The 20,738-nt window shown below is 64.7% G+C and carries 24 protein-coding genes and 1 pseudogene; 17 read left to right on the top strand and 8 right to left on the bottom strand.

Going from position 1 to position 20,738, the window contains the following annotated elements:
- The first annotated feature begins 36 nt into the window (after positions 1-36).
- Positions 37-1,416 (top strand): L-serine ammonia-lyase, encoded by a 1,380-nt coding sequence (locus IPF76_RS02210; RefSeq protein WP_293839040.1) that lies wholly within the window; start codon positions 37-39, stop codon positions 1,414-1,416.
- 76 nt (positions 1,417-1,492) lie between these two features.
- Here the strand turns inward: IPF76_RS02210 and IPF76_RS02205 are convergent, their stop codons facing one another.
- The gene (locus IPF76_RS02205) at positions 1,493-2,392 is read right to left on the bottom strand and encodes a LysR family transcriptional regulator (RefSeq protein ID WP_293839037.1); all 900 of its coding nucleotides are present in this window, start codon (positions 2,390-2,392) and stop codon (positions 1,493-1,495) included.
- Positions 2,393-2,490: 98 nt separating this feature from the next.
- Here IPF76_RS02205 and IPF76_RS02200 point away from each other — a divergent pair, with 98 nt between their 5' ends.
- From IPF76_RS02200 to IPF76_RS02185, 4 genes are all read left to right on the top strand, one after another.
- Positions 2,491-3,603: an S-(hydroxymethyl)glutathione dehydrogenase/class III alcohol dehydrogenase gene (locus IPF76_RS02200; protein ID WP_293839034.1), complete on the top strand. Its 1,113-nt coding sequence runs from the start codon at positions 2,491-2,493 to the stop codon at positions 3,601-3,603.
- 129 nt (positions 3,604-3,732) lie between these two features.
- Positions 3,733-4,593 carry a formyltetrahydrofolate deformylase gene (gene purU, locus IPF76_RS02195; protein ID WP_293839031.1) on the top strand — a complete coding sequence of 287 codons (861 nt, stop codon included), beginning with the start codon at positions 3,733-3,735 and terminating at the stop codon, positions 4,591-4,593.
- A gap of 51 nt (positions 4,594-4,644) precedes the next feature.
- Complete coding sequence (locus IPF76_RS02190) at positions 4,645-5,022, top strand: VOC family protein (RefSeq protein ID WP_293839029.1); 378 nt, start codon at positions 4,645-4,647, stop codon at positions 5,020-5,022.
- 16 nt (positions 5,023-5,038) lie between these two features.
- Positions 5,039-5,536: a prolyl-tRNA synthetase associated domain-containing protein gene (locus tag IPF76_RS02185; protein WP_293839026.1), complete on the top strand. Its 498-nt coding sequence runs from the start codon at positions 5,039-5,041 to the stop codon at positions 5,534-5,536.
- Here IPF76_RS02185 and IPF76_RS02180 read toward each other — a convergent pair.
- Positions 5,533-6,663: a serine hydrolase domain-containing protein gene (locus IPF76_RS02180; protein ID WP_293839023.1), complete on the bottom strand. Its 1,131-nt coding sequence runs from the start codon at positions 6,661-6,663 to the stop codon at positions 5,533-5,535. The two genes, IPF76_RS02185 and IPF76_RS02180, sit on opposite strands and share 4 nt — an antisense overlap.
- A gap of 71 nt (positions 6,664-6,734) precedes the next feature.
- Here IPF76_RS02180 and fghA point away from each other — a divergent pair, with 71 nt between their 5' ends.
- Positions 6,735-7,583 (top strand): S-formylglutathione hydrolase, encoded by an 849-nt coding sequence (gene fghA, locus IPF76_RS02175; RefSeq protein WP_293839020.1) that lies wholly within the window; start codon positions 6,735-6,737, stop codon positions 7,581-7,583.
- Positions 7,584-7,610: 27 nt separating this feature from the next.
- Here the strand turns inward: fghA and IPF76_RS02170 are convergent, their stop codons facing one another.
- The 5 genes and pseudogenes from IPF76_RS02170 to IPF76_RS02150 form a co-directional block, all read right to left on the bottom strand.
- Positions 7,611-8,597 carry a quinone oxidoreductase gene (locus tag IPF76_RS02170; protein ID WP_293839017.1) on the bottom strand — a complete coding sequence of 329 codons (987 nt, stop codon included), beginning with the start codon at positions 8,595-8,597 and terminating at the stop codon, positions 7,611-7,613.
- A 184-nt stretch (positions 8,598-8,781) separates the two neighbouring features.
- Entirely contained in the window at positions 8,782-10,638 is a 1,857-nt protein-coding gene (locus IPF76_RS02165; RefSeq protein ID WP_293839014.1) for a DEAD/DEAH box helicase, read from the bottom strand.
- 66 nt (positions 10,639-10,704) lie between these two features.
- Positions 10,705-11,882, bottom strand: a pseudogene (locus tag IPF76_RS02160) (NAD(P)/FAD-dependent oxidoreductase).
- A 6-nt stretch (positions 11,883-11,888) separates the two neighbouring features.
- Positions 11,889-12,068, bottom strand: coding sequence for a hypothetical protein (locus IPF76_RS02155; protein ID WP_293839011.1), 180 nt, complete (start codon positions 12,066-12,068; stop codon positions 11,889-11,891).
- A complete protein-coding gene (locus tag IPF76_RS02150; protein WP_293839009.1) occupies positions 12,065-12,541 on the bottom strand; it encodes a GreA/GreB family elongation factor in 477 nt (158 codons plus the stop codon). Before IPF76_RS02150 ends, IPF76_RS02155 begins: the two co-directional genes overlap by 4 nt.
- Before the next feature lie 162 nt (positions 12,542-12,703).
- Here IPF76_RS02150 and IPF76_RS02145 point away from each other — a divergent pair, with 162 nt between their 5' ends.
- The 8 genes from IPF76_RS02145 to IPF76_RS02110 all read left to right on the top strand — a co-directional run bounded on the left by IPF76_RS02145 (position 12,704) and on the right by IPF76_RS02110 (position 17,775).
- Positions 12,704-12,997 (top strand): DUF2282 domain-containing protein, encoded by a 294-nt coding sequence (locus tag IPF76_RS02145; RefSeq protein WP_293839006.1) that lies wholly within the window; start codon positions 12,704-12,706, stop codon positions 12,995-12,997.
- A 5-nt stretch (positions 12,998-13,002) separates the two neighbouring features.
- Entirely contained in the window at positions 13,003-13,869 is an 867-nt protein-coding gene (locus IPF76_RS02140) for a DUF692 domain-containing protein (RefSeq protein WP_293839003.1), read from the top strand.
- On the top strand, positions 13,862-14,557 hold the full coding sequence (locus IPF76_RS02135; protein WP_293839000.1) for a putative DNA-binding domain-containing protein: 696 nt from the start codon (positions 13,862-13,864) through the stop codon (positions 14,555-14,557). The genes IPF76_RS02140 and IPF76_RS02135 overlap by 8 nt, the downstream gene beginning before the upstream one ends.
- A gap of 3 nt (positions 14,558-14,560) precedes the next feature.
- Positions 14,561-15,019, top strand: a complete 459-nt coding sequence (locus IPF76_RS02130; protein WP_293838997.1) for a DoxX family protein — start codon at positions 14,561-14,563, stop codon at positions 15,017-15,019.
- Entirely contained in the window at positions 15,016-15,537 is a 522-nt protein-coding gene (locus tag IPF76_RS02125; protein ID WP_293838995.1) for a sigma-70 family RNA polymerase sigma factor, read from the top strand. The genes IPF76_RS02130 and IPF76_RS02125 overlap by 4 nt, the downstream gene beginning before the upstream one ends.
- Position 15,538: 1 nt before the next feature.
- On the top strand, positions 15,539-16,189 hold the full coding sequence (locus IPF76_RS02120) for a DUF1109 domain-containing protein (RefSeq protein WP_293838993.1): 651 nt from the start codon (positions 15,539-15,541) through the stop codon (positions 16,187-16,189).
- 61 nt (positions 16,190-16,250) lie between these two features.
- Positions 16,251-17,018 carry a head GIN domain-containing protein gene (locus tag IPF76_RS02115; RefSeq protein ID WP_293838990.1) on the top strand — a complete coding sequence of 256 codons (768 nt, stop codon included), beginning with the start codon at positions 16,251-16,253 and terminating at the stop codon, positions 17,016-17,018.
- A 43-nt stretch (positions 17,019-17,061) separates the two neighbouring features.
- A complete protein-coding gene (locus IPF76_RS02110) occupies positions 17,062-17,775 on the top strand; it encodes a head GIN domain-containing protein (RefSeq protein ID WP_293838987.1) in 714 nt (237 codons plus the stop codon).
- 120 nt (positions 17,776-17,895) lie between these two features.
- On the opposite strand, the gene IPF76_RS02105 is transcribed toward IPF76_RS02110, so the two are convergent.
- A complete protein-coding gene (locus tag IPF76_RS02105) occupies positions 17,896-18,699 on the bottom strand; it encodes an SDR family oxidoreductase (protein WP_293838984.1) in 804 nt (267 codons plus the stop codon).
- A 109-nt stretch (positions 18,700-18,808) separates the two neighbouring features.
- Between IPF76_RS02105 and IPF76_RS02100 the strand changes: the two genes are divergently transcribed.
- The 3 genes from IPF76_RS02100 (at position 18,809) to IPF76_RS02090 (ending at position 20,702) form a co-directional block, all read left to right on the top strand.
- Positions 18,809-19,324: a hypothetical protein gene (locus tag IPF76_RS02100; RefSeq protein ID WP_293838981.1), complete on the top strand. Its 516-nt coding sequence runs from the start codon at positions 18,809-18,811 to the stop codon at positions 19,322-19,324.
- 10 nt (positions 19,325-19,334) lie between these two features.
- A complete protein-coding gene (locus IPF76_RS02095; protein WP_293838978.1) occupies positions 19,335-20,342 on the top strand; it encodes an energy transducer TonB in 1,008 nt (335 codons plus the stop codon).
- Positions 20,343-20,432: 90 nt separating this feature from the next.
- Complete coding sequence (locus IPF76_RS02090) at positions 20,433-20,702, top strand: hypothetical protein (protein ID WP_293838975.1); 270 nt, start codon at positions 20,433-20,435, stop codon at positions 20,700-20,702.
- Positions 20,703-20,738: the final 36 nt, after the last annotated feature.

Raw genomic sequence — 20,738 nt, 5'->3', positions numbered from 1 at the left:
CTATCGTCATGACGGCGCCGCCCCTATAGCGCCGCCATGACGATCAGCCTGTTCGAATTGTTCAAAATCGGGGTCGGCCCCTCTAGCTCGCACACCGTCGGGCCGATGGTCGCCGCGCGGCGCTTCACCATGTGGCTAGACGAGCAGGCGATGCTCGACCGGACAGCGCATGTCGAAGCCGATCTGTACGGATCGCTCGCGCTGACCGGCAAGGGCCATGCTGCCGATACCGCGATCGTCGCGGGTCTGGCGGGCGAAATTCCCGCGAGCACCAGCCTCGCCGCGATCAAGGCGCATTGGGACCGCGCGGAGAGCGAAGGCTTCCTCTACCTGCTCGGCCGCCAGCGCGTGCGGTTCCAGCCGAAACGCGACCTGCATTTCCAGATGCGCCAGCGCCAGCCCTTTCACAGCAATGCGGTGAGCTTTACCGCGCGCGATGCCGACGGCGAAATCCTCGCCAAGCGCATGTATTTTTCGATCGGCGGCGGCTTCGTCGTCGACGAGGATGAGGCGGGGCGCAACAGCCGCGGCGCCGAGGACGAGGTCGAGCTGCCCTTCGCCTTCACCTCGGGCGCCGACCTGCTGAGCATGGGCGCCGCGTCGGGAAAGAGCTTTGCCGAAATGATGCTCGAAAACGAACTCGTCCATCGCAGCTTCGATGAGGTGAACACCGGGCTCGACGCGATCGCCGGGGCGATGGATGCGTCGATCGATGCGGGCTGCTGCAGCACCGGCATTCTGCCCGGCGGGCTGAAGGTCAAGCGCCGCGCGCCGCAGATCGCCGCCGATATCCAGAGCCGTCACGAACAAAATCTGACCGATCCGCTCGCGATGATGGACTGGATCAACCTTTGGGCAATGGCGGTGAACGAGGAAAATGCCGCGGGCGGCAAGGTCGTTACCGCGCCGACCAATGGCGCCGCAGGGATCATCCCCGCGGTGATCCGCTTCTACCGCCGCGGTTATCGCGGCGATGACGCCGGGGTCCGCACCTTCCTGCTCGCCGCGGGCGCCGTCGGCGCGCTCTACAAACGCAACGCCAGCATCTCTGGCGCCGAGGTTGGCTGCCAGGGCGAAGTCGGCGTCGCCTGCTCGATGGCAGCGGCGGGACTGGCCGCTGCGCTGGGCGGGACGAATGCGCAGGTCGAAAATGCCGCCGAAATCGGCATGGAGCATAATCTCGGCCTGACGTGTGATCCGATAGGCGGGCCGGTGCAGATCCCGTGCATCGAGCGCAACGCGATGGGTTCGATCAAGGCGATCGATGCGAGCCGTATCGCCATGATCGGCGACGGCACGCATGTCGTGAGCCTCGACACGGTGATCGCGACGATGCTGCAGACCGGGCGCGATATGCGCGATAAGTATAAGGAAACGTCGAAGGGCGGGCTGGCGGTCAGTGTGGTCGAGTGTTGAGGGTCACGTCGTTTTCCTCGTCACCCTGGACTGGATCCGGGCACCCGCTGCGCGACGTTGAAACCGGAACCCCGGATCAAGCCCGGGGTGACGAGGTTTGTTGGAGAACCGCAGGCAGTTCCTCGCGCAACTTGTCGATCAGCAGCCGCACCTTCGGCAGCAAGTGGCGGCGCTGCGGATAGACGGCCCAGATCGGTTCCCCCTGCGGGCGCAGCGGGTCGAGGAGCGAGACGAGCGCGCCGCTTTGCAGATGCGGCATCACGTAGAAGTCAGGAAGCTGGCAGACGCCATGCCCCGCAAGCGCGGCTTCGGTGACTGCGGTGCCGCTGTTGCAGCGCCAGCGGCCGGCGGGGCGGTGGGTGATGTCCTTGCCCTGCGCGCGGAAATGCCAAGCGGGGGCGGTACCGAGCATGCATTCGTGGCGCGCGAGATCGTCGATCGACGCGGGCGTGCCGGCGCGCGCGAGATAGGCGGGAGCGGCGCATAGATAGAGGCTGCGCGAGGCGATGCGCGACGCGACGAGGCCCGAGTTCGGCAGCGTGCCGGTGCGGATCGCAAGGTCGAAGCCCTCGGTGAGCAGGTCGACGACGCGGTTGGTAAGTTCGAGCGTCACCGTCACGTCGGGAAAGGCGAAGGCATAATCGCGCGCGATCTGCGCGACGAAGCGTTCGCCCATTGCGATCGAACAGGTCATCCGGACCTCGCCGCGCGGCGCACCGTCGTCGCTGACCGCCGAGAGCGCATCGTTGCGCGCGGCGATGAGGCCGCGGAACTGCTCGATCAGCGTGCGGCCCGCCGGGGTCGGGACGACGCGGCGCGTCGTGCGCACGAAGATCTGCGCGCCGATGCGGTTTTCGAGGCGAATCACCGCGCGACTGATGTGCGAAGTCGAGGTGCCGAGCCGCGCCGCCGCGGCGACGAAGCTTCCCGCGTCGGCGATCGCGACGATCTCGTCGATGCCCTCCCAAGCGCCCATTATCTCACCTCCGGGATAATATATTGCCGATTGGCCCCTTTATCGTGCTTTGGATCGGTGTACAGCGGGCCAGATCAATTTCTCGCAGGAGTGCTCCTATGAAGACCCGCGCCGCCGTAGCGTTCGAAGCAAAGAAGCCGCTTGAAATCGTCGAACTCGATCTCGAAGGCCCAAAAGCGGGCGAGGTCCTTGTCGAGATCATGGCGACGGGCATCTGCCACACCGATGCCTATACGCTCGACGGCTTCGACAGCGAGGGCATCTTCCCGAGCGTGCTGGGGCACGAGGGCGCGGGGATCGTGCGCGAAGTCGGCGCGGGGGTGACGAGCGTCGTCCCCGGCGACCATGTGATCCCGCTCTACACCCCCGAATGCCGCCAGTGCAAAAGCTGCCTTTCGGGCAAGACCAACCTCTGCACCGCGATCCGCGCGACGCAGGGCAAGGGTCTGATGCCCGACGGCACGAGCCGGTTCAGCTACAAGGGCCAACCGATCTTCCATTATATGGGCTGTTCGACCTTCTCGAACTTCACCGTATTGCCCGAGATCGCGGTCGCGAAAATCCGCGAGGACGCGCCGTTCCAGTCGAGCTGCTATATCGGCTGCGGCGTGACCACCGGGGTTGGCGCGGTGATCAACACCGCCAAGGTGCAGGTCGGCGACAATGTCGTCATCTTCGGGCTCGGCGGGATCGGGCTTAACGTGATCCAGGGCGCGCGGCTTGCGGGTGCGAACAAGATCATCGGCGTCGATATCAACCCGGCGCGCGAGGAATGGGGCCGCAAGTTCGGCATGACCGACTTCCTCAATAGCAAGGGCATGAGCCGCGAAGACACGGTCGCCGCGATCGTGCAGCTGACCGACGGCGGCGCCGACTATAGCTTTGACGCCACCGGCAACACCGAGGTGATGCGCACCGCATTGGAAGCCTGCCATCGCGGCTGGGGAACCTCGATCATCATCGGCGTCGCCGAGGCGGGCAAGGAAATCGCGACGCGTCCGTTCCAGCTCGTCACCGGGCGCAACTGGCGCGGCACCGCGTTCGGCGGCGCCAAAGGGCGCACCGACGTCCCCAAGATCGTCGACATGTATATGACCGGCAAAATCGAGATCGACCCGATGATCACCCACGTCATGGGGCTGGAAGAGATCAACAAGGGCTTCGACCTGATGCATGCGGGGACAAGCATCCGGTCGGTGGTAGTATACTAAAAAGCAGTTCCGTTTCTCGCCAAGCTTCGTCATTGCGAGGAGCGGAGCGACGCGGCATTCCAGAGTTTGCGTAAACCGCTATGGATTGCTTCGCTCCGCTCGCAATGACGTCAATTGGGGAGTGACAATTTGACCGGACCTTATGTCCTGACCTTCAGCTGCGCCGATGCGGTCGGCATCGTCGCCGCCGTAACGGGGCTACTCGCCGAGCGCGACGGCTTCATCCTCGACAGCCAGCAATATGCCGACCTTGGTTCGGGGCGTTTTTTCATGCGCGTTGCCTTTCGCGGCGCCGGGCCGCGCTTTCCCGAGGGGCTGGCTGGGGTGCAGGCGGCGTTTGCGCCGATCGTCGATCGTTTCGCGATGGACGCGCGGATTAGCGATAGCGCCGCAAAACCGCGCTTCATCATTGCGGTGTCGCAAGGTAGCCATTGCCTCAACGACTTGCTCCACCGCTGGTCGACCGGCAACCTCGCGATCGACATCGTCGCGGTGGTGTCGAACCACGAACATCAGCGGCGACTGAGTGAATGGCATGGCGTGCCGTTCCACCATTTCCCGGTCAACGACGCCAATCGTCCCCAACAGGAAGCGCGCATCCTTGATCTGATGGCGCGCAGCGGCGCCGATTATCTGGTGCTCGCGCGCTATATGCAGGTGTTGTCGCAGGACCTGTCGGGGAAACTTGCGGGGCGCTGCGTCAATATCCACCACAGCTTCCTGCCGGGGTTCAAGGGCGCGAAGCCGTATCACCGCGCACAGGAACGCGGTGTGAAACTGATCGGCGCGACAGCACATTTCGTGACCAGCGACCTCGACGAAGGCCCGATCATCGAACAGGCGGTCGAGCGCGTCGATCACCGCGACAGCGTCGAGGATTTGATCCGTATCGGCCGCGATGTCGAGGCGCAAGTGCTGGCGAAAGCGGTGCGCTGGGTCGCCGAACAGCGCGTGCTGATCGATGGCCGCAAGACGGTGGTCTTCCGCTGACAAGGCTGGCACAAGTTCGGTATCGATTCGCAACCAAAAAAGGAGAGAGCGATGTACAGTCACAATATGGTCGGCACGAATGACGTGGCGAAAGCGAAGACATTCTTTGATGCGACCTTCCAGGCGATCGGCGGCAAGCCGGGGATCCAGGACGACAAGGGCCGCCTGATCTATATGCACAATGACGGCCTGTTTCTGGTGACGCCGCCGATTGACGGCCAGCCGGCGACCGCGGGCAATGGCTGCACCATCGGCTTCGCGATGGCAGACGAGGCGCAGGCCAAGGCGTGGCACGACGCCGGCGTTGCTGCGGGCGGCACCAGCATCGAAGATCCGCCGGGTGTGCGCGAAGGCAGCTTTGGCCAGCTTTACCTTGCCTATCTGCGCGATCCTGACGGTAACAAGCTGTGCGCACTGAAGCGCTTGTAATCGGCCGATAGCACCCATGCGCGGCGAAGCGGGATTGCGGGCGGACCTTCGTGCGCTGTCGATCCCCTTCGCCGAACATGAACATGATGCGGTGTTCACTGTGGCCGAAAGCGATGCGGTGCACGCCGCGATGCCCGGCGCGCACACGAAGAATTTGTTCCTGAAGGACAAGGGCGGGGCGTTTTGGCTCATCACCGTCCCGTCCGATGCGCGGGTCGACCTGAAGCGGCTGCCCGGCGCGATCGGTTGCAAGCATGTCAGTTTCGGCAAGGCTGAAGACATGGCACGCCTGCTCGGCATCACGCCGGGGTCGGTAACCCCGCTCGCGGCGATCAACGCCGCGCCGGATAGCATCACCGTAGTGCTCGACGCGGCGCTGGCCGACGCCGATCCGGTCAACATCCACCCGCTGCGCAACACCGCGACGCTTGCACTCGCGGGCGCCGCGATTCTCCACCTGCTACGCCATTGGGGGCATACGCCAGTGGTTACGGCGCTTCCCGTCGCGGGTTAGGCCGCCATCGCCATCCACATCGCGCCGATCAGTGCGAACGAGCGCGTATCGCCGGTCAGTCCGCTGTTCATCTTGTTCATGACGTAGCTGTACGTCGCGCAGGCATCCATATCGATGATGATCACCGACCCGCCATAGCCGCCCCAGAAGATGGTGTTCGGATTGGGCAGCGGGACCAGCTCGCTGGGCAGGCCAAAGCCCATGCCGAATCGCACCGGAATGCCCAAGATCAGGTCGGTGCCCTCGCTCTGCAGATCGAGCGCTTTGCGGCAGCCCGCTTCGGACAGGATGCGCTTGCCTTTTGCTACCCCGCCGTTGGCGAGCAGCGCGTGAATTTCGGCGACGCTGCGCGCGTTGCCCGTGCCGCCCGCGGCCGGGATCTCGGCGCCGCGCCAGGCGCGCGTCCGGGTCGCGAGGACGTCGATGCCGGGATTGGCGAAAGTCTTTCGCTGGATGTCGCTGGTAAATTCGCGCGGCGTTTCGGGCGGCGGGATCAAGTCGGCCACGCGGTGGTCCTCCGACGCTGGCAAGCCGATATGGAAATCGGCGCCAAGCGGCTGCGCGATTTCTTCGCGGAAGACGGTGCCGAGCGATTTGCCGGTGATGCGGCGCACGACCTCACCGACAAGATAACCTTGGGTGATTGCGTGATAGCCCGGCGCGCTGCCGGGTTCCCACCAGGGCGCTTGTGCGGCGAGCAGCGAGGTTGCCATGTCCCAGTCGTAGAAATCCTCGGTGGTCATAGGCGCTTCCCAGCCAGACAGGCCGGCGCTGTGGCTCATCAGCTGCGCCACGGTGACGGTGTCCTTGCCGTTCGCAGCGAATTCGGGCCAGTAGCGCACGACCGGCGCTGCGAAATCGAGCTCGCCGCGGTCGGCTAGCAGCAACGCAGTGAGCGCGGTCATCGTCTTGGTGGTGGAATAGACGTTGACGATCGTGTCGGCCTGCCACGGCCGCGTTTTCGCGTCATCAGCGTAGCCGCCCCACAGGTCGACCACGGTTTCGCCGTCGATCGTCGCGCAGAATGACAGGCCGACGTCGGTACCTGCGGCAAGGCTCGCCGCCATGCCGAGGCGAACGCTAGCGAAGCGGTCGTGGCAGTTCCCGTGAATGGCGTTGTCGACCATGCGGCGCGTCTCCCCCTTTGGATATTTGGCCAGCATGCCCTAGGCTGGTGAAAAGACAAGCAGGACGAACCATGACCATCGAAACCCTCTCCACCGTTCGCAGCCACGGTGGCACGCAAGGCGTGTACAAGCACCAAAGTGCGACCACCGGCACCGACATGACCTTTGCGGTCTTTGTTCCCGACCATGCGGAAGGCGCGAAGCTGCCGGTGCTCTGGTATCTGTCGGGGCTGACCTGCACCCACGCCAATGTGATGGAGAAAGGCGAGTATCGCGCCGCCTGCGCCGAGCATGGCATCATTTTTATCGCGCCCGACACCTCGCCGCGCGGAGAGGGCGTTCCAGACGATCCCGACGCCGCCTGGGATTTCGGGCTGGGCGCGGGCTTTTACGTCGATGCGACCGAGGAACCGTGGGCCTCGAATTACCGGATGCGATCCTATGTCGAGGACGAGCTGCCGTCGCTGGTGCTGCGTGAATTTGCCGCTGCCGACATGACGCGGCAGGGGATTACCGGTCATTCGATGGGCGGGCATGGCGCGCTGACTGTCGCGCTGCGAACGCCCGATCGCTTTCGCTCGGTGTCGGCGTTTTCGCCGATTGTGGCTCCGCTGCAATGTCAGTGGGGCGAAAAGGCGCTCGGTCATTACCTTGGCGCCAATCGCGAGGCGTGGACGGCCTATGATGCCTGTGCGTTGATCGCAAGCGGTGCGCAAGTGGCCGACCTGCTCGTCGATCAAGGGGAGACCGACAGCTTCCTGGCCGATCAGCTCAAGACGCATTTGCTGGTCGAGGCGTGCGAGCTGGCCGGGCAAAAGGCGACCATCCGGATGCAGCCGGGGTATGACCACAGCTATTATTTCATCTCGACCTTTTTGGCCGAGCATGTGGCTTGGCATGCGGAGCGGTTGAAGGCGTAACCGTCGCCCCGCGTTCGGGGGCCACGGTCAATTATGTTCCGGAATCAGCAGCGTCGATCCCGTCGTCCGCCCGGCCTGCAAATCGGCATGCGCGCGTGCCGCGTCTTGCAGTCCGTAACGCTGGCCGACGGTGACCTTCACCGCGCCCGATGTGATAATGTCGAACACGCGTGCCGCGCCTGCGGCGCGTTCGCCGGAGTGGAGATAATAGTCGAACAGGGTCGGCCGGGTCACAAACTGCGATCCATGCTGCGCGAGCACGCCGAGATTCACGCCGGTCACCGGCCCACCGGCATTCCCATAGCTGACGATCAGTCCGCGGCGCGCGGTGGCTTTCAGCGAGACCTCCCATGTGGCCATGCCGATGCCGTCAAACGTCACCGGGACGCCCTGACCATCGGTGATCTCGCGGACATGCGCCGCGACATCGTCGCTCTTGTACATCAGCACATGGTCGGCGCCGGCTTCACGCGCGGCGTGCGCCTTCGCATCGGTGCTGACGGTGCCGATGACCGTCGCGCCGATCGCCTTCAGCCATTGGACGAGGATCAGCCCGACCCCGCCGGCGGCGGCATGGACGAGCACCGGCCAGCCTGCTTCGACTTTCGCGCAGCGCTCGACGAGCATCTCGACCGTGCACGCCTTGAGCAGCGCGGCGGCAGCGGTCTCGTCGTCGATCGTAGCGGGAAGCTTGAACAATGATGCCGCTGTGACCAGTCGCGCGCTGGCATAAGCGGTGCGCTCGGGACCAAAGGTCGCGACGCGGTCGCCGGGCCGGAAGCCGTGGACGCCTTCGCCGACCGCGATGATTTCACCGGCAGACTCGACTCCGAGCCCGCTGGGGAACGGAACCGGATAGGTGCCATCGCGGTGATAAGTGTCGAGATAGTTGAGCCCGACCGCGGTCTGACGCAGCAGCACCTGACCGGGGCCGGGTTCGCCGAGCGTCACCTCGCGCCAGTCGATGACCTCGGGTCCGCCCTGGCATTCGATAAAGGCTTCGATCGCTTGCATGCACCTGTCTCCTGCTGTCCGGTCCATCTGGAGGGCCTGGGAGAAGAGCGCAAGGGCAACTCAGTCCATCGACATCGTCATTGCGAGGAGCCGAAGGCGACGCGGCAATCCAGAGCTTTGCAGGACTGCTCTGGATTGATTCGCTCAGCTCGCAATGACGACGTCTAAAAAGTTGGCCGTCAGCTTACTTGCTTGGACGGCGCGGGCTGCGCTGGATGAACGGCTTGGGCTTGTAGCGATCGGTGGGCTTGCCACCGGGACCCCCGGGACCACGCGGACGATCACCGAAGCTGCGGTCGCCACCGGGCGCCCGGCCCAGCGTGCTGCGCGGGGTGCCGTCGCGCGGGCCGCCATGCCCGGCCTTGTCGCGGCGCGGCGGATACGTCGGGCCCTCGGGCGCCGGAGTGATCGCCACGCCGCTGTCGTCCTCGCCGTCTTCATTGGCGCTGCGGATGACCGCCTCGGCAAAGCGATCGGCGATCGCGCGCGGAATGTTGAACATCGTTTCCTTGGGCCCGATGCGGATCGCGCCGATCTCGTTCTTGCTCACATGCCCGCGGCGGCAGAGCAGGGGCAGGATCCAGCGCGGATCGGCATTCTGGTGGCGGCCGATGTTGAGGCGGAACCAGACGCTGTCCTCGAAGCCTTCGCGCTGATCGCCACCGGCGCCGCGCTCGGGGCGCTCGAAGCGCTCGCCGCGTTCGGGGCGGCCGGCGGTGTCGCGGCCGCGCGGGCCGTTGTCGATCAGATCTTCGGGCGGCGGCATCAGCGCGCGGTGCGCCTGGACGAGCGAGGCGGCGATGTCTTCGGGGGTGCGTTCGGCCATCAGGCGCTGTGCGAGTTCGATATCTTCGGCTTCATGCTCGACCGGGGTGAGCAGCTTTTCCATCAGCCGCTCCTGGTCGCGCTTGCGCACATCGGCGGCGGTCGGGGCGTCCATCCATTCGGCTTCGATCCGCGCGCCGCGCAGCATGCCATCGACGCGTCGGCGGCGCGGATAGGGGACGATGATGACCGCGGTGCCCTTTTTGCCCGCGCGACCGGTACGGCCCGACCGGTGCTGGAGCGCTTCGGCATCGCGGGGGATTTCGACGTGGACGACTAGGCTGAGCGTCGGCAGATCGATGCCGCGCGCGGCGACGTCGGTCGCGACGCAAACCTTGGCGCGGCGATCACGCAGCGCTTGCAGCGCGGCGTTGCGCTCATTCTGGCTATGCTCGCCCGACAGCGCGACCGCGGCGAAGCCGCGCTCGACAAGGCTGGCGTGGAGGCGGCGGACATTGTCGCGCGTCGCACAGAACAGCATCGCGGTTTCGGCGTCGTGGAGACGCAGCAGGTTGACCACCGCGCCTTCGATATCGGCGGGGGCGACGGTGACGGCCTGATAGGCGATGTCGCCATGGCCGCGGTCCTGGCCGACTGTCGAGATGCGTAGCGCGTCCTTCTGATACCGCTTGGCGAGCTGAACGATCGGGTTGGGGATCGTCGCCGAGAACAGCAAAGTGCGGCGGGTCGCGGGGGTGCCGTCGAGGATCTCCTCAAGATCATCGCGAAAGCCCATGTCGAGCATCTCGTCGGCTTCGTCGAGCACCGCAACGCGAAGCGCCGAGAGGTCGAGCGCGCCGCGTTCGAGATGATCGCGCAGGCGTCCGGGGGTGCCGACGACGATTTGCACGCCCTGACCCAATGCGCGCCGTTCCTTGCTGGCATCCATGCCGCCGACGCAAGTCGCGATGCGCGCGCCAGCCTTGGCGTAAAGCCAGCTCAGTTCGCGGCTGACCTGAAGCGCGAGTTCGCGGGTCGGCGCGATGATCAGTGCCAGCGGCGAGGTCGCGAACGGCAGGCGGCCGTCTTCGATCAGCTCATCGCCCATCGCGAGGCCGAACGCGACGGTCTTGCCCGACCCGGTTTGGGCGGAGACGAGCAGATCGCGGCCCTTGGCCTGATCTTCGCTGACTTGCGACTGCACGGGGGTGAGCGCTTCATAGCCGCGCGCGGTCAGGGCGTCCGAAAGGACGGGGGAAAGATTTTCGAAAGTCATTATTATCTCAATAATATAGGCGGCCACCGGTGCGGTGGCGGGCCGACAGAAAGGGGCTCAATGGGCTTAAATCACCTGTCCGGCAGCGTGTCCGCTCGCCCAGGCCCATTGAAAATTATAGCCGCCTAACCACCCTGTGACATCTACGGCCTCGCCGACCGCATAGAGGTTCGCGACGGTTTTGGCCACCATTGTTTGCGACGACAGGCTGGCGGTGGCGATTCCGCCGATTGTGACCTCGGCTTTCGCAAAACCTTCGGTGCCGTTCGGGTGGAAAATCCAGCGGGCGAGGCGCGATTCGGCATCGGCGAGTTTGCGATCGGTCAGGGCGGCAAGTTCGCCAGGAAGCGCGAGGCGTTCGGCGAGCGTTTCGGCGAGACGATCGGGCAACAGCGCACCCAGCGCCGCGCGCAGGGAGGCACGTGGTCGGGCACGTTTGGCGTCGATCAGCCAGCCCTGCGGCGCATCGGGCAACAGGTCGATGGTCACGGGTTCGCCGCGGCGCCAATAGCTGCTCACCTGCAAGATCGCCGGACCCGAAAGTCCGCGGTGGGTGAAGAGCGCGGCTTCGCGGAACGCGGACTTGCCTGCGCGCGCCTCGACCGGCGCGGCGATTCCCGAAAGTTCGCGGAAGAGGACATCGTCGCCGCCGAGCGTGAGCGGGACGAGCGCAGGGCGCGGTTCGACGACCTTGAGCCCGAACTGACGCGCGAGGTCATAAGCAGATCCGGTCGCGCCCATCTGAGGATCGATGGTCCGCCGGTGGCGATGACCAAACTGACAGCGCTGAAGCTCGCATCGCCGAAGCCGACGGTGAACTTGCCGTCGGTGTGGGTGACATCGTTCACCGGTTGACCGGTGCGGACATCGACCCCGCCCTTGGCCGCTTCCTGCAGCAGCATCGCGACGATCTGCTTTGCCGACCCGTCGCAGAAGAGCTGGCCCAGCGTCTTTTCGTGGTAGGCGATGCCATAGCCGTCGACGAGCGCGATGAAATCGGCGGGGGTATAGCGCGCGAGCGCCGACTTGGCGAAATGCGGGTTGGCGGAGATGAAGCGATCGGGCGCAGTGTTCACATTGGTGAAGTTGCAACGCCCGCCGCCCGAGATCAGGATCTTCTTCCCTGCCTGGTCGGCATGATCGAGCAGCAGCACGCGCCGCCCGCGCTGCCCCGCGACCGCGGCGCACATCAGTCCGGCCGCGCCGGCACCCAGCACGATGGCATCATATTCATTGGTCGACATAGTGGCTCAGTGCAGCTTCGAAATCGGCAGGCTGTCGGCCTTGGCGCGCGCCTTCACCGATTCTTCGCTGCGCGTCAGCGCCTTCGCGATCGACTTCAGCGGCAGACCCTTTTTGGCGAGCGTGTGGAGCTTGTCGATTTCGGTCGGGGTCCACGGCTGTTTGTGGCGTTCGAACTTGTCTTTCATAGCTGCGTCTCCGGGTCGGTCTCGACGGCAAGGAGGGCGATCGCATCCTCGCGCCCCTGATATTCGACGCTCTCCCCCGCCTCGGCGCCCATCAGCGCGCGCGCAAGCGGCGCCGAAAAGGCGACGCATCCCAGCGCCGGGTCGGCTTCATCGCCGCCGACAATGGTGATCGTTTTGTCGGCCTTGTTCAGGCGATAGGTCACACGACTGCCGATGCCGACACTGGCATCGGCGGGCGGCTCCTGGACGTCGGCAGTCGATTGGCGGGTGTGGAAATAGCGCAGCCGGCGCTGTAATTTCTTGCGCGCCTCCTCGTCGCCGGTCGCCGCGATCTCGGCCTCGATCCGCTCGACCGCTTCGCCGAGCAGCCGCAGTCCGCGCGGGGTCACAAGGTTCGGGCCGACCGCGATGGGCAGCTCGAATTCAGGTTCCTTATGCTCGTCGTCGCCCTCGCGGCGAAACGCTACACTCATGGTCTGACTTTCCGGTCGAAATCGCAAAAACCGGCCCTGCGCGCCGAAGGTGGCGACAAAATGGCGCGGCGGACCGAACGGCCGTAACCTTTGGGCGCGGCCCACCGAAACTCCTGTCGATGCCGTCCCCCCGCATCACCGTTTTCAAAGGGAGTATCCAACATGTCGAATAGCCTGAAACTGTCGCTCGCCGCCTCGGCGGTTCTTGCCATGGCTGCCGGTGCGGTCGCCGTACCCGCGGTTGCCGCCGACGGCGCCAAGGAGCGCTGCTATGGCGTGTCGCTGAAGGGCAAAAATGATTGCGCCGCCGGTCCGGGCACCAGCTGCGCCGGCACCTCGATCGTCGATTACCAGGGCAATGCCTGGAAATATGTAACGAAAGGCAGCTGCGTCAAGATGGGCGGTACACTCGCCGCGCACAAGGGCAACGCCAGGCCGGTCGCCAAGAAGAGTTGAGGCAAGTGCCCCCCCGCCCGCTCCGTGACTTGCCGCAGCGCGCCGGCTTCGGGTTGAAGCCCGAACATTATGCGGACGTGCTAGCGGCGGCGGCGCGGGCATCCCCGCCCGCCTGGACCGAAGTACATCCCCAAAACTACTTTGGCGCAGGCGGGCCTCCGCACCAATGGCTGACCGCGATCGCGGACTGTTTGCCGCTAAGCTTCCATTCGGTCGGACTGTCACTGGGGTCGGCGACGGGCGTCGATCTTGGCGAGCTGGAATCGCTCGCGACGCTATGCGACCGCTATGACCCGGCGATGGTGTCAGACCACCTGAGCTGGAGCAACGGACCGGACGAAAAATTCCCCGACTTGCTGCCGATTCCCTACAGCCATGCGGCTCTCTACCATTTCGTGCGCGAAGTCGGGCGTGTGCAGGACCGCTTGGGGCGAGCGATATTGATCGAAAACCCCTCGCGCTACCTCGCATATGCCAGTGACGATTGGGACGAAGTCGATTTCCTCCACGAACTGTGCCGTCGAAGCGGTTGCGCGCTGCTGCTCGATATCAACAATGTCGAGGTGTCGGCGTTCAACCTTGGGCGCGATGCTGCGTCGTGGCTGGAGGCCTTCGATCCGCGGCTGGTCGGCGAAGTGCATGTTGCGGGTCATAGCCGCAAAGACGACGATATGGACGGTACGATCGCGGTCGACGACCACGGGTCGCCGGTGCGCGACAGTTGCTGGGATTTGCTCGCGGCCTTTCTGCGCCGCGCCGGAACCAAGCCGGTGCTGGTCGAGTGGGACAGCGCTGTTCCCGATTATGCGACGCTGATGGCCGAGGTTGCCAAGGCCGACGCGATGCTCGTGCTGGAGCCGGTCAATGCTTGAAATGCAGGCTGCGATCGCCGCAACGCTGCTTCGCGGCCCGCGCCACCTGCCCGCCGACCTGTTCGCGGGCGATAGCGCCGCGGTACTGCGCGGACTGCGCGTCCATGCCAACACCATCTCGCACGCGCGGCTGGTCGCACTCGAAGACACGTTCCCGCGCACGCGCGACCATCTCGGAGCCGCCGAGTTCAACCGCGTTTCGCGGGCTTTCATCGACGTCGGCGGCGCGCTTGGCCGTTCGCTGGCGCTGATTGGAGAGGCCTTTCCTGGCTGGCTCGCCGATCCGGTCGCCGCCGATCTGGCGCGCGTCGAATGGGCTTGGCTCGAAAGCTATCACGCCGCGGATGCTCCGGCGCTGACGCTGGCTGATCTGGCCGGGCTCGACGAAGCGGCGTTGCTCGATCTTGCCGTGCGGTGCCATCCGACGTTGCGCGTCGCGATCCTGTCACGCGCCATCGCGCCACTCGTCGACCCCGGCTTTGCGCGCGAGGTGCGGGTGCTACTCATCGCACGGCCCGATGCCGAAGTGCGGCTGTTTGCGATCACCGATGCCGATGTCGCCGCACTGGCCATGGCGCGGGAATTGGCACCGCTCGGTAACCTCATTGCGCATCTCGCCGAAGGACATCCCGAAGGCGGTGCCGCCGTGGCGAGACTGATCGCAGCCGGGGCGTTCGAGAGGGTTTGAGAGATGACACGGGTGATTGCATTTTACGATCGCGCGGTTGCCCTGGCGGCGGGCCGGGTACCCGAGGCTATCGCGCTGCTGTTGCTACGTCTCGCGCTCGCCGGCGTGTTCTGGCGATCGGGGCTGACCAAGGTTGTCGAAGGCGGCGTGCTGCAGATCGACCCGTTGCAATATGATCTGTTCGCGTCGGAATTTTCAGGCCTGCCGCTCGATCCTGCGATTGCGGTACCGCTGACCACATACGCCGAACATCTGTTTCCGATCCTGCTGCTTCTCGGTCTGGCGACGCGGTTGTCGGCGGGCGCGTTGCTGGCGATGACGCTGGTGATCCAGATCTTTGTGTTTCCCGACGCATGGTGGCCGGTCCACTCATTGTGGGCCGCGATGGCGGCGATATTGATCGTACGCGGCGGCGGGCTGTTCTCGCTCGACACAATCATTGCTAGATTGCGGCGCAAATGAGCATCGACGAACCCTCGCTGGCGCGGTTGATGGCGGCATCGCAGCGGGGCGACCGCGCCGCCTATCGCGCGCTGCTGGGCGATTCGGGCAAATGGCTGGCGCGGTATTTTGCGCGCCGCATCGCGCCGCACCAGATCGACGATCTGGTGCAGGACACGCTGGTGTCGGTGCATCGCAAGCTCGCCACCTGGGATAATAGCCGGCCGTTCCTGCCCTGGCTGGCGGCGATCGCGCGCTATCGGTGGATCGACATGTTGCGCCGCCAGCGCGACGAGGTCGAACTGGGCGAGGGCGACGCGGCGGTCGGGGCAGAGGATGAGGTCGTCCACGCGCGCCTCAGCCTCGGCCGCATGCTCACCCTGCTTCCCGCGGGACAGGCGCAGGTGATTACGCTGGTCAAGATCGAAGGTGCCTCGATCGCGGAGGCGTCAAAGATTTGCGGGCAGAGCGAGTCGCTAGTGAAAGTGAATATCCATCGCGGGCTGAAAAAGCTGGCGCAATTGATTGAAAGCGAATGAAATGACGAATGCATCGATCGACGATCTGATCGACGACCTGGCGGGCGAGCTCGAACCCGTATGCCCTCGCCGCGTCGCGCGCGGGTCTTTGTGGGTCGCGGGCGGTTGGCTCGTCGGCGCCGCGTTGCTTCTGTGGTTTGTTGGCCCGCGGCACGATCTGGCCGACGGCGCGATGATGCCGCCGCTGCCCCTGCTTGCTTTCTGGCTGATTGTCGCGCTGGGTTTATCCGCGGCGTGGAGCGCGCTGCGGATGGGATTGCCCGGCGTCGGGCGCGATTACAGCGGTTGGCGATGGGCCGGGCTGGCGGCGCTCGCGCTGCCCTTTTCGGCATTGGTGATGGCGTTGAGCGACGGTCACGCGGCGCTGGAAGCGGCGCACCCCGAAAATGGCATGCACTGCCTGGCGCAGGGTGTGTTTGCCGGTCTCGGCGTCGGCGCAGCGCTTTTCGCCTGGCTGAAGGGCGGGGCGCCGACGTCGCCATCGCGCGCCGGCTGGGTGGTCGGCATCGCGGCCGGCGCAGCGGGCGCGACGATTGTCGCGCTGCACTGTGCGGCGAACGACATGATGCATATCGCGTTGTGGCATGGTCTGGCGGTCGCGCTGTCGGGCGTCGTCGGCCGGGTGCTGTTGGCGCCGCTGCTGCGCTGGTAGCGGCGCTGGACAAACAATCTCCTTTGTGTATTATGTTCGTAATACACAAAGGAGATTGGCGATGCGTAACTGGACGATGGCGGTGCTGCCGCTGGCCTTGGCAATGACGGTCACCGCGTGCAGCGGTGCCGACCACAAAGACGGCGACAAGTCGGGCAAGGGCGAGACGACGCGATCCGCCGATGCGGGTCCGGTCACCACCAAAAGTTACGCACAGACCGGCTTTACCGAGGTCAAGGTTGCCGGCCCGGACGATGTCACTATTCGCCAGGGCGATGCGTTCTCGATCAGCGCCAAGGGACCGCAAGCCATTCTTGACCGGCTTGAGATCGAGCTCGATGGGCCGACGCTGTCGATCGGGCGCAAGCGGGAAAGTTTCAGCTTTTCGAACCGCGATGTCGATGATGTCGAGATCATCATTACCATGCCTCGTCTCAGCGCGGTGCGCCTGACCGGTTCGGGAACGATCGATGCCGACAGCGTCGATGGCGACGCGGTCGAGGCGGTCGTCACGGGATCGGGCGATCTCAAGATCGCGAAACTGACCGGCAAGCGCGCCGAAATCAGCGTGTCGGGTTCGGGTGATATCGAAATCGGCGGCGGGACGGTTGGCGCGGGCGAGTATAGCGTCACCGGATCGGGCAATATCGATGCCGACGGGCTGGTCGCACAGACGCTCGACGTGTCGATCACTGGGTCGGGCGATGTCGGGGCGCAGGCGACTGGCAAGGCGGACATCAACATCCTGGGATCGGGCGACGTGACGCTGGGTGGGGGGGCGAATTGTTCGTCGCGCCAGATGGGGTCCGGGTCGGTAACCTGCAAATAACGCGGTGCTGGTGCCGCCTGCCGCGACGGGGTAAGGCGGCACCATGACCCTTGCCCTCCATAGCGCCGTGCTTACGGCCGTCGTCCTGCTTGCGATCGCACCTGCCGCAGCCGCCGAAAAACGCTTTGGGCTGACCAGCTTCGAGGCGATCGAGGTCAACGCCGATTATATCATCGAAGTGACGACGCGCGCGCCGGTTGGCGCGGTGGCGACCGGACCGCAGGACGGACTCGACCGGCTGACCATCGAAGCGCGCGACGGGCGACTGGTGATCGGTCAGCGCCAGTTTGCGGGCGACGCAAATCGCCGGGTGCCGCGCGGCGCGGTGACGATCCGTATCAATGCTGCCAACCTGCGTTCGGCGACAATGGGCGGCGCAGGATCGCTGCGGATCGACCGGATGAAAGGTGCGCGAGTGATCGTGGGGCTGCGCGGCCCCGGGTCGCTTTCGGTCGGTGCAATCATAACCGATCGGTTGTCGGTCGCGATGCTCGGCAATGGTACGATGACGCTGGCCGGCACCGCGAAACAGGCGCAGATGACGACGTCAGGTGCCGGGATGTTCGATGCAGGGGCGCTGGCGGTCGACATGTTGAACTTTGATGGCGAAGGCGCGGGCGACCATATCCTGCGCGCGGTGAAAACCGCCACGGTGACGGCGCGCGGCGTCGGCAAGACCGTTGTGCTCGGCAAGCCCGTGTGCACTGTGCGCAATGTCGGTACCGGGCCGGTGCAATGCGGAACGGCGAAACGGTGACGGTTGGCCCGTTAATTTGCTGTTCCCATCGAGCGAAGTCGAGATGCCCCACGGCCAAGCACCATTCTGACAGGTGGCTCGACTTCGCGCGACACGAACAGATTCAGAATCGGCGTCGCGTTACTGTCCGGCGGTTCCCAATCCGTCGATCTTCTTCGACTGGCGCATGATCAGTCCCGGGAACCAACGCGCGAGGCGCGACAGCCGCTTGGCCATCTTGCCGACCGTCACATGGACCTTGTCGCCATGCACTGCCGCCCATGCCGCCTCGGCGACACGTTCGACTGGGATGATTTCAAAGCCGCTGGCAGACAGGCGATTGCGTGCCGGTTCGTTGCTGTCGGCGCTGACCTGATCGAGGAGGGGCGTGTCGATGAACCCCGGCATCAGCGAACGGACCTTGATACCATGTTTGGCAAATTCGATTTCAAGCGCCTCGGTCAACCCGCGCACCGCAAATTTAGTCGCCGAATAGACGGCCAGCCCGGCGACGCCGTAGAAGCCCGACGCTGACCCTGTATTGAGGATCGTCGATCCCGGCGTCGCCCTGAGCAAGGGTAGCGCCATATAGATGCCATTAATGACGCCGCCAAAATTGATCGCGATCAGCCGGTCGGCCTCTGCGGGCGGCATGTCGGCGAACTGACCGCCGGTGCCGATGCCGGCGTTGTTGAACAGCACGTCGAGGCGGCCGCTGCTTGACGAAGCGAAGGCGTCAAGCGCGGCCTTCCATTGGTCGCGGTCGCGCACGTCCATCACGTGCCGCGACGAGGCGCCTTCGGGAAGCATGGCGGCGGTTTCGTCAATCCCGGCGCGGTTGACGTCGGCGATCCCGACGAACCAGCCCTGTCCGGCAAAATGGCGCGCCACCGCGCGGCCGATGCCCGATCCGCCACCGGTGATGAAAATCGCCTTCCGTGCCATGCTCCCCTCCTTACATTTATGTCAGTGAGACTTGATGCGAAGTTGACTTATGCGTCAAGCGGCAATCGCGGCTTGGCAAGGCCTTGTGCGGCTGGCTAAGAGGGCGGCGATGACCCGCGGCTTCCGCCTGATCCTCCTGTCGCTATTGCTCCTATGCGCCGGACTGACCAATCCGGCGCGCGCCGAGGTGATCGTCAGCTTCTACAGCCATGATTTCGGCGACCGCTTTCCGCACGCCTTCGTCGTGCTGCGGGGCAAAATCGACGCGACTGACGAGGTGATCGACGCCAATTACGGCTTTACCGCGTCGTCGGTCAGTCCGGCGATCCTGTTCGGGTCGGTCAAAGGCGAGGTGCAGGTGTCGAAGCCCGACTATATCGCCAAGAGCGATCACCAGTTCGATGTCATCGTCGATGATGCGACCTTTGCGCGGTTGATGACGAAGGTCGCCGAATGGCGCGACCGCAAACAGCCGAGTTACAGTTTGAATAAACGCAATTGCGTGCATTTCGTGATGGAGCTGGCCGAGGCCGTCGGGCTGAAGGTCAATCGCAAGAGCAAATTGTTCAAGAAGCCGAAGAGTTTTTTGATCGAGGTGAAAGAGCTGAACCCGAAGCTTCAATAAAGGACGTTTTATGCTGCTTTCGGTATTGATGTTTGCGGCACTTCAAGATGGAGAAGCTGCTGGAAATCTGTCCAAACCAGCGGCTCCGGCGACGAACCCCGGAAGCTGGATGACGAACGTCGACTATCCGGCGACGGCTATGCGGGAAGGGCGTGAGGGGACGACGGGATTTCGCCTCGCTTTTGGAGCTGACGGACTTCCAACAAGCTGTGAAATTACCGCGCCCAGTGGTCACAGCGACCTTGATGGCGCAACTTGCCGACTAGCTATGGCGCGCGCGCGGTTTACGCCCGGGCGCAACGCGCAGGGTGAAGCGACGGGTGGCACTTACGTCAACCGGATCCGTTGGCAGATTCCGGACGGATATTTGTCGCGGCTCGCGAGTGCGGGTTTCAGCATCGACGAGAGCGGGAAGAGTTGGCCGCGCGGACCATCGCCGCTGCCAGTCATGCTGATGATTGACGCAGTAAGTCACTATCCCGCCGCGGCGCGTGAAGCGAAATATGAAGGAGCCGTTCATTTGGCGATCAGCGTTGATGCCTGGGGCAAGGTGACTGGCTGCAGCATTATCGACAGCAGTATGTCGGCTGAGCTGGATGCAGCAGCCTGCGCAGTAATAAGAAAGAATGGCGCATTTGAGCCTGCGCTCGACAGCGCGGGGAAGGCGACCAACGGTGTCGTGCCAGCGGTGTTCCAGTGGATCCTACCGCGCGACGACGTTGATACCGCAAGTGGCACGACGCGAAACCCGGTGGAAAAATTCCCGTTCTCAAAACCGGCCGATGAAAGGATATCGGTGCATGTCGATGCGGAAGGCGCCGTCAGCCGCTGTACCTTTTCTGGCACGGCGGACCCCGCGCGATTTCCGGCCGGTGCATCACCCTGCGATATGTTCGGAGACGCGCAGCGCTATATCCCCTTTGTGGACGCGAGTGGTAAAGCTGTGGCGAAGCGGATTACGTTTCGGACGGAACTGAAAATTGAAGACGCGAGCAATGCATCGTCGACCGCTCGATAGCATGCACCCCTAGACGCTACGCCGCTTTCACCCTATGTTCAGGGAACGGGGCGCAATATTTCACGCTCCGGACAACAACAGGGGCGATTTTTGCGGTTATTGCTGACCCTTTTGGCATTGCTGACCGGCCTGGCGACTGCCGACCGGGCGGTCGCTGCGCCTGCCGTTCCGGCCGCGATGGGGGCGCTTGTCCTGCTCGCCGAAACGGCGGGGCAGGCCGAAGTCAGCGATAGCGAACGCCGCCCGACTGCGACGACGCCGACCCGCCGTTCCAGCGGCGGCACCGGCCGCAAACCCCGCAAAGCCCCGCCGCCGCATCTTCCTGGCCTGCTTACCGGCAGCGACCGCGCGCTCGAGTAGAGCGGCGCCTTAGCGTCCTGTTTCTCAGGCGCCGCC

The sequence above is a fragment of the Sphingopyxis sp. genome (assembly GCF_016704835.1).
Lineage (GTDB): Bacteria > Pseudomonadota > Alphaproteobacteria > Sphingomonadales > Sphingomonadaceae > Sphingopyxis.
Note: the sequence above shows the minus strand (reverse complement) of the source record. Positions and strands in the feature narration are given on the sequence as shown.

Coding starts and splice junctions, on each gene's coding strand:
- IPF76_RS02155 (WP_293839011.1), bottom strand. CDS start 12,068: ATGAAAGACAAGTTCGAACGCCACAAACAGCCGTGGACCCCGACCGAA.
- IPF76_RS02135 (WP_293839000.1), top strand. CDS start 13,862: ATGCTTGAAATGCAGGCTGCGATCGCCGCAACGCTGCTTCGCGGCCCG.
- IPF76_RS02145 (WP_293839006.1), top strand. CDS start 12,704: ATGTCGAATAGCCTGAAACTGTCGCTCGCCGCCTCGGCGGTTCTTGCC.
- IPF76_RS02200 (WP_293839034.1), top strand. CDS start 2,491: ATGAAGACCCGCGCCGCCGTAGCGTTCGAAGCAAAGAAGCCGCTTGAA.
- IPF76_RS02180 (WP_293839023.1), bottom strand. CDS start 6,663: ATGGTCGACAACGCCATTCACGGGAACTGCCACGACCGCTTCGCTAGC.
- IPF76_RS02185 (WP_293839026.1), top strand. CDS start 5,039: ATGCGCGGCGAAGCGGGATTGCGGGCGGACCTTCGTGCGCTGTCGATC.
- IPF76_RS02205 (WP_293839037.1), bottom strand. CDS start 2,392: ATGGGCGCTTGGGAGGGCATCGACGAGATCGTCGCGATCGCCGACGCG.
- IPF76_RS02170 (WP_293839017.1), bottom strand. CDS start 8,597: ATGCAAGCGATCGAAGCCTTTATCGAATGCCAGGGCGGACCCGAGGTC.
- IPF76_RS02165 (WP_293839014.1), bottom strand. CDS start 10,638: ATGACTTTCGAAAATCTTTCCCCCGTCCTTTCGGACGCCCTGACCGCG.
- IPF76_RS02150 (WP_293839009.1), bottom strand. CDS start 12,541: ATGAGTGTAGCGTTTCGCCGCGAGGGCGACGACGAGCATAAGGAACCT.
- IPF76_RS02120 (WP_293838993.1), top strand. CDS start 15,539: ATGACGAATGCATCGATCGACGATCTGATCGACGACCTGGCGGGCGAG.
- IPF76_RS02210 (WP_293839040.1), top strand. CDS start 37: ATGACGATCAGCCTGTTCGAATTGTTCAAAATCGGGGTCGGCCCCTCT.
- IPF76_RS02130 (WP_293838997.1), top strand. CDS start 14,561: ATGACACGGGTGATTGCATTTTACGATCGCGCGGTTGCCCTGGCGGCG.
- IPF76_RS02190 (WP_293839029.1), top strand. CDS start 4,645: ATGTACAGTCACAATATGGTCGGCACGAATGACGTGGCGAAAGCGAAG.
- fghA (WP_293839020.1), top strand. CDS start 6,735: ATGACCATCGAAACCCTCTCCACCGTTCGCAGCCACGGTGGCACGCAA.
- IPF76_RS02105 (WP_293838984.1), bottom strand. CDS start 18,699: ATGGCACGGAAGGCGATTTTCATCACCGGTGGCGGATCGGGCATCGGC.
- IPF76_RS02100 (WP_293838981.1), top strand. CDS start 18,809: ATGACCCGCGGCTTCCGCCTGATCCTCCTGTCGCTATTGCTCCTATGC.
- IPF76_RS02110 (WP_293838987.1), top strand. CDS start 17,062: ATGACCCTTGCCCTCCATAGCGCCGTGCTTACGGCCGTCGTCCTGCTT.
- IPF76_RS02115 (WP_293838990.1), top strand. CDS start 16,251: ATGCGTAACTGGACGATGGCGGTGCTGCCGCTGGCCTTGGCAATGACG.
- IPF76_RS02125 (WP_293838995.1), top strand. CDS start 15,016: ATGAGCATCGACGAACCCTCGCTGGCGCGGTTGATGGCGGCATCGCAG.
- IPF76_RS02095 (WP_293838978.1), top strand. CDS start 19,335: ATGCTGCTTTCGGTATTGATGTTTGCGGCACTTCAAGATGGAGAAGCT.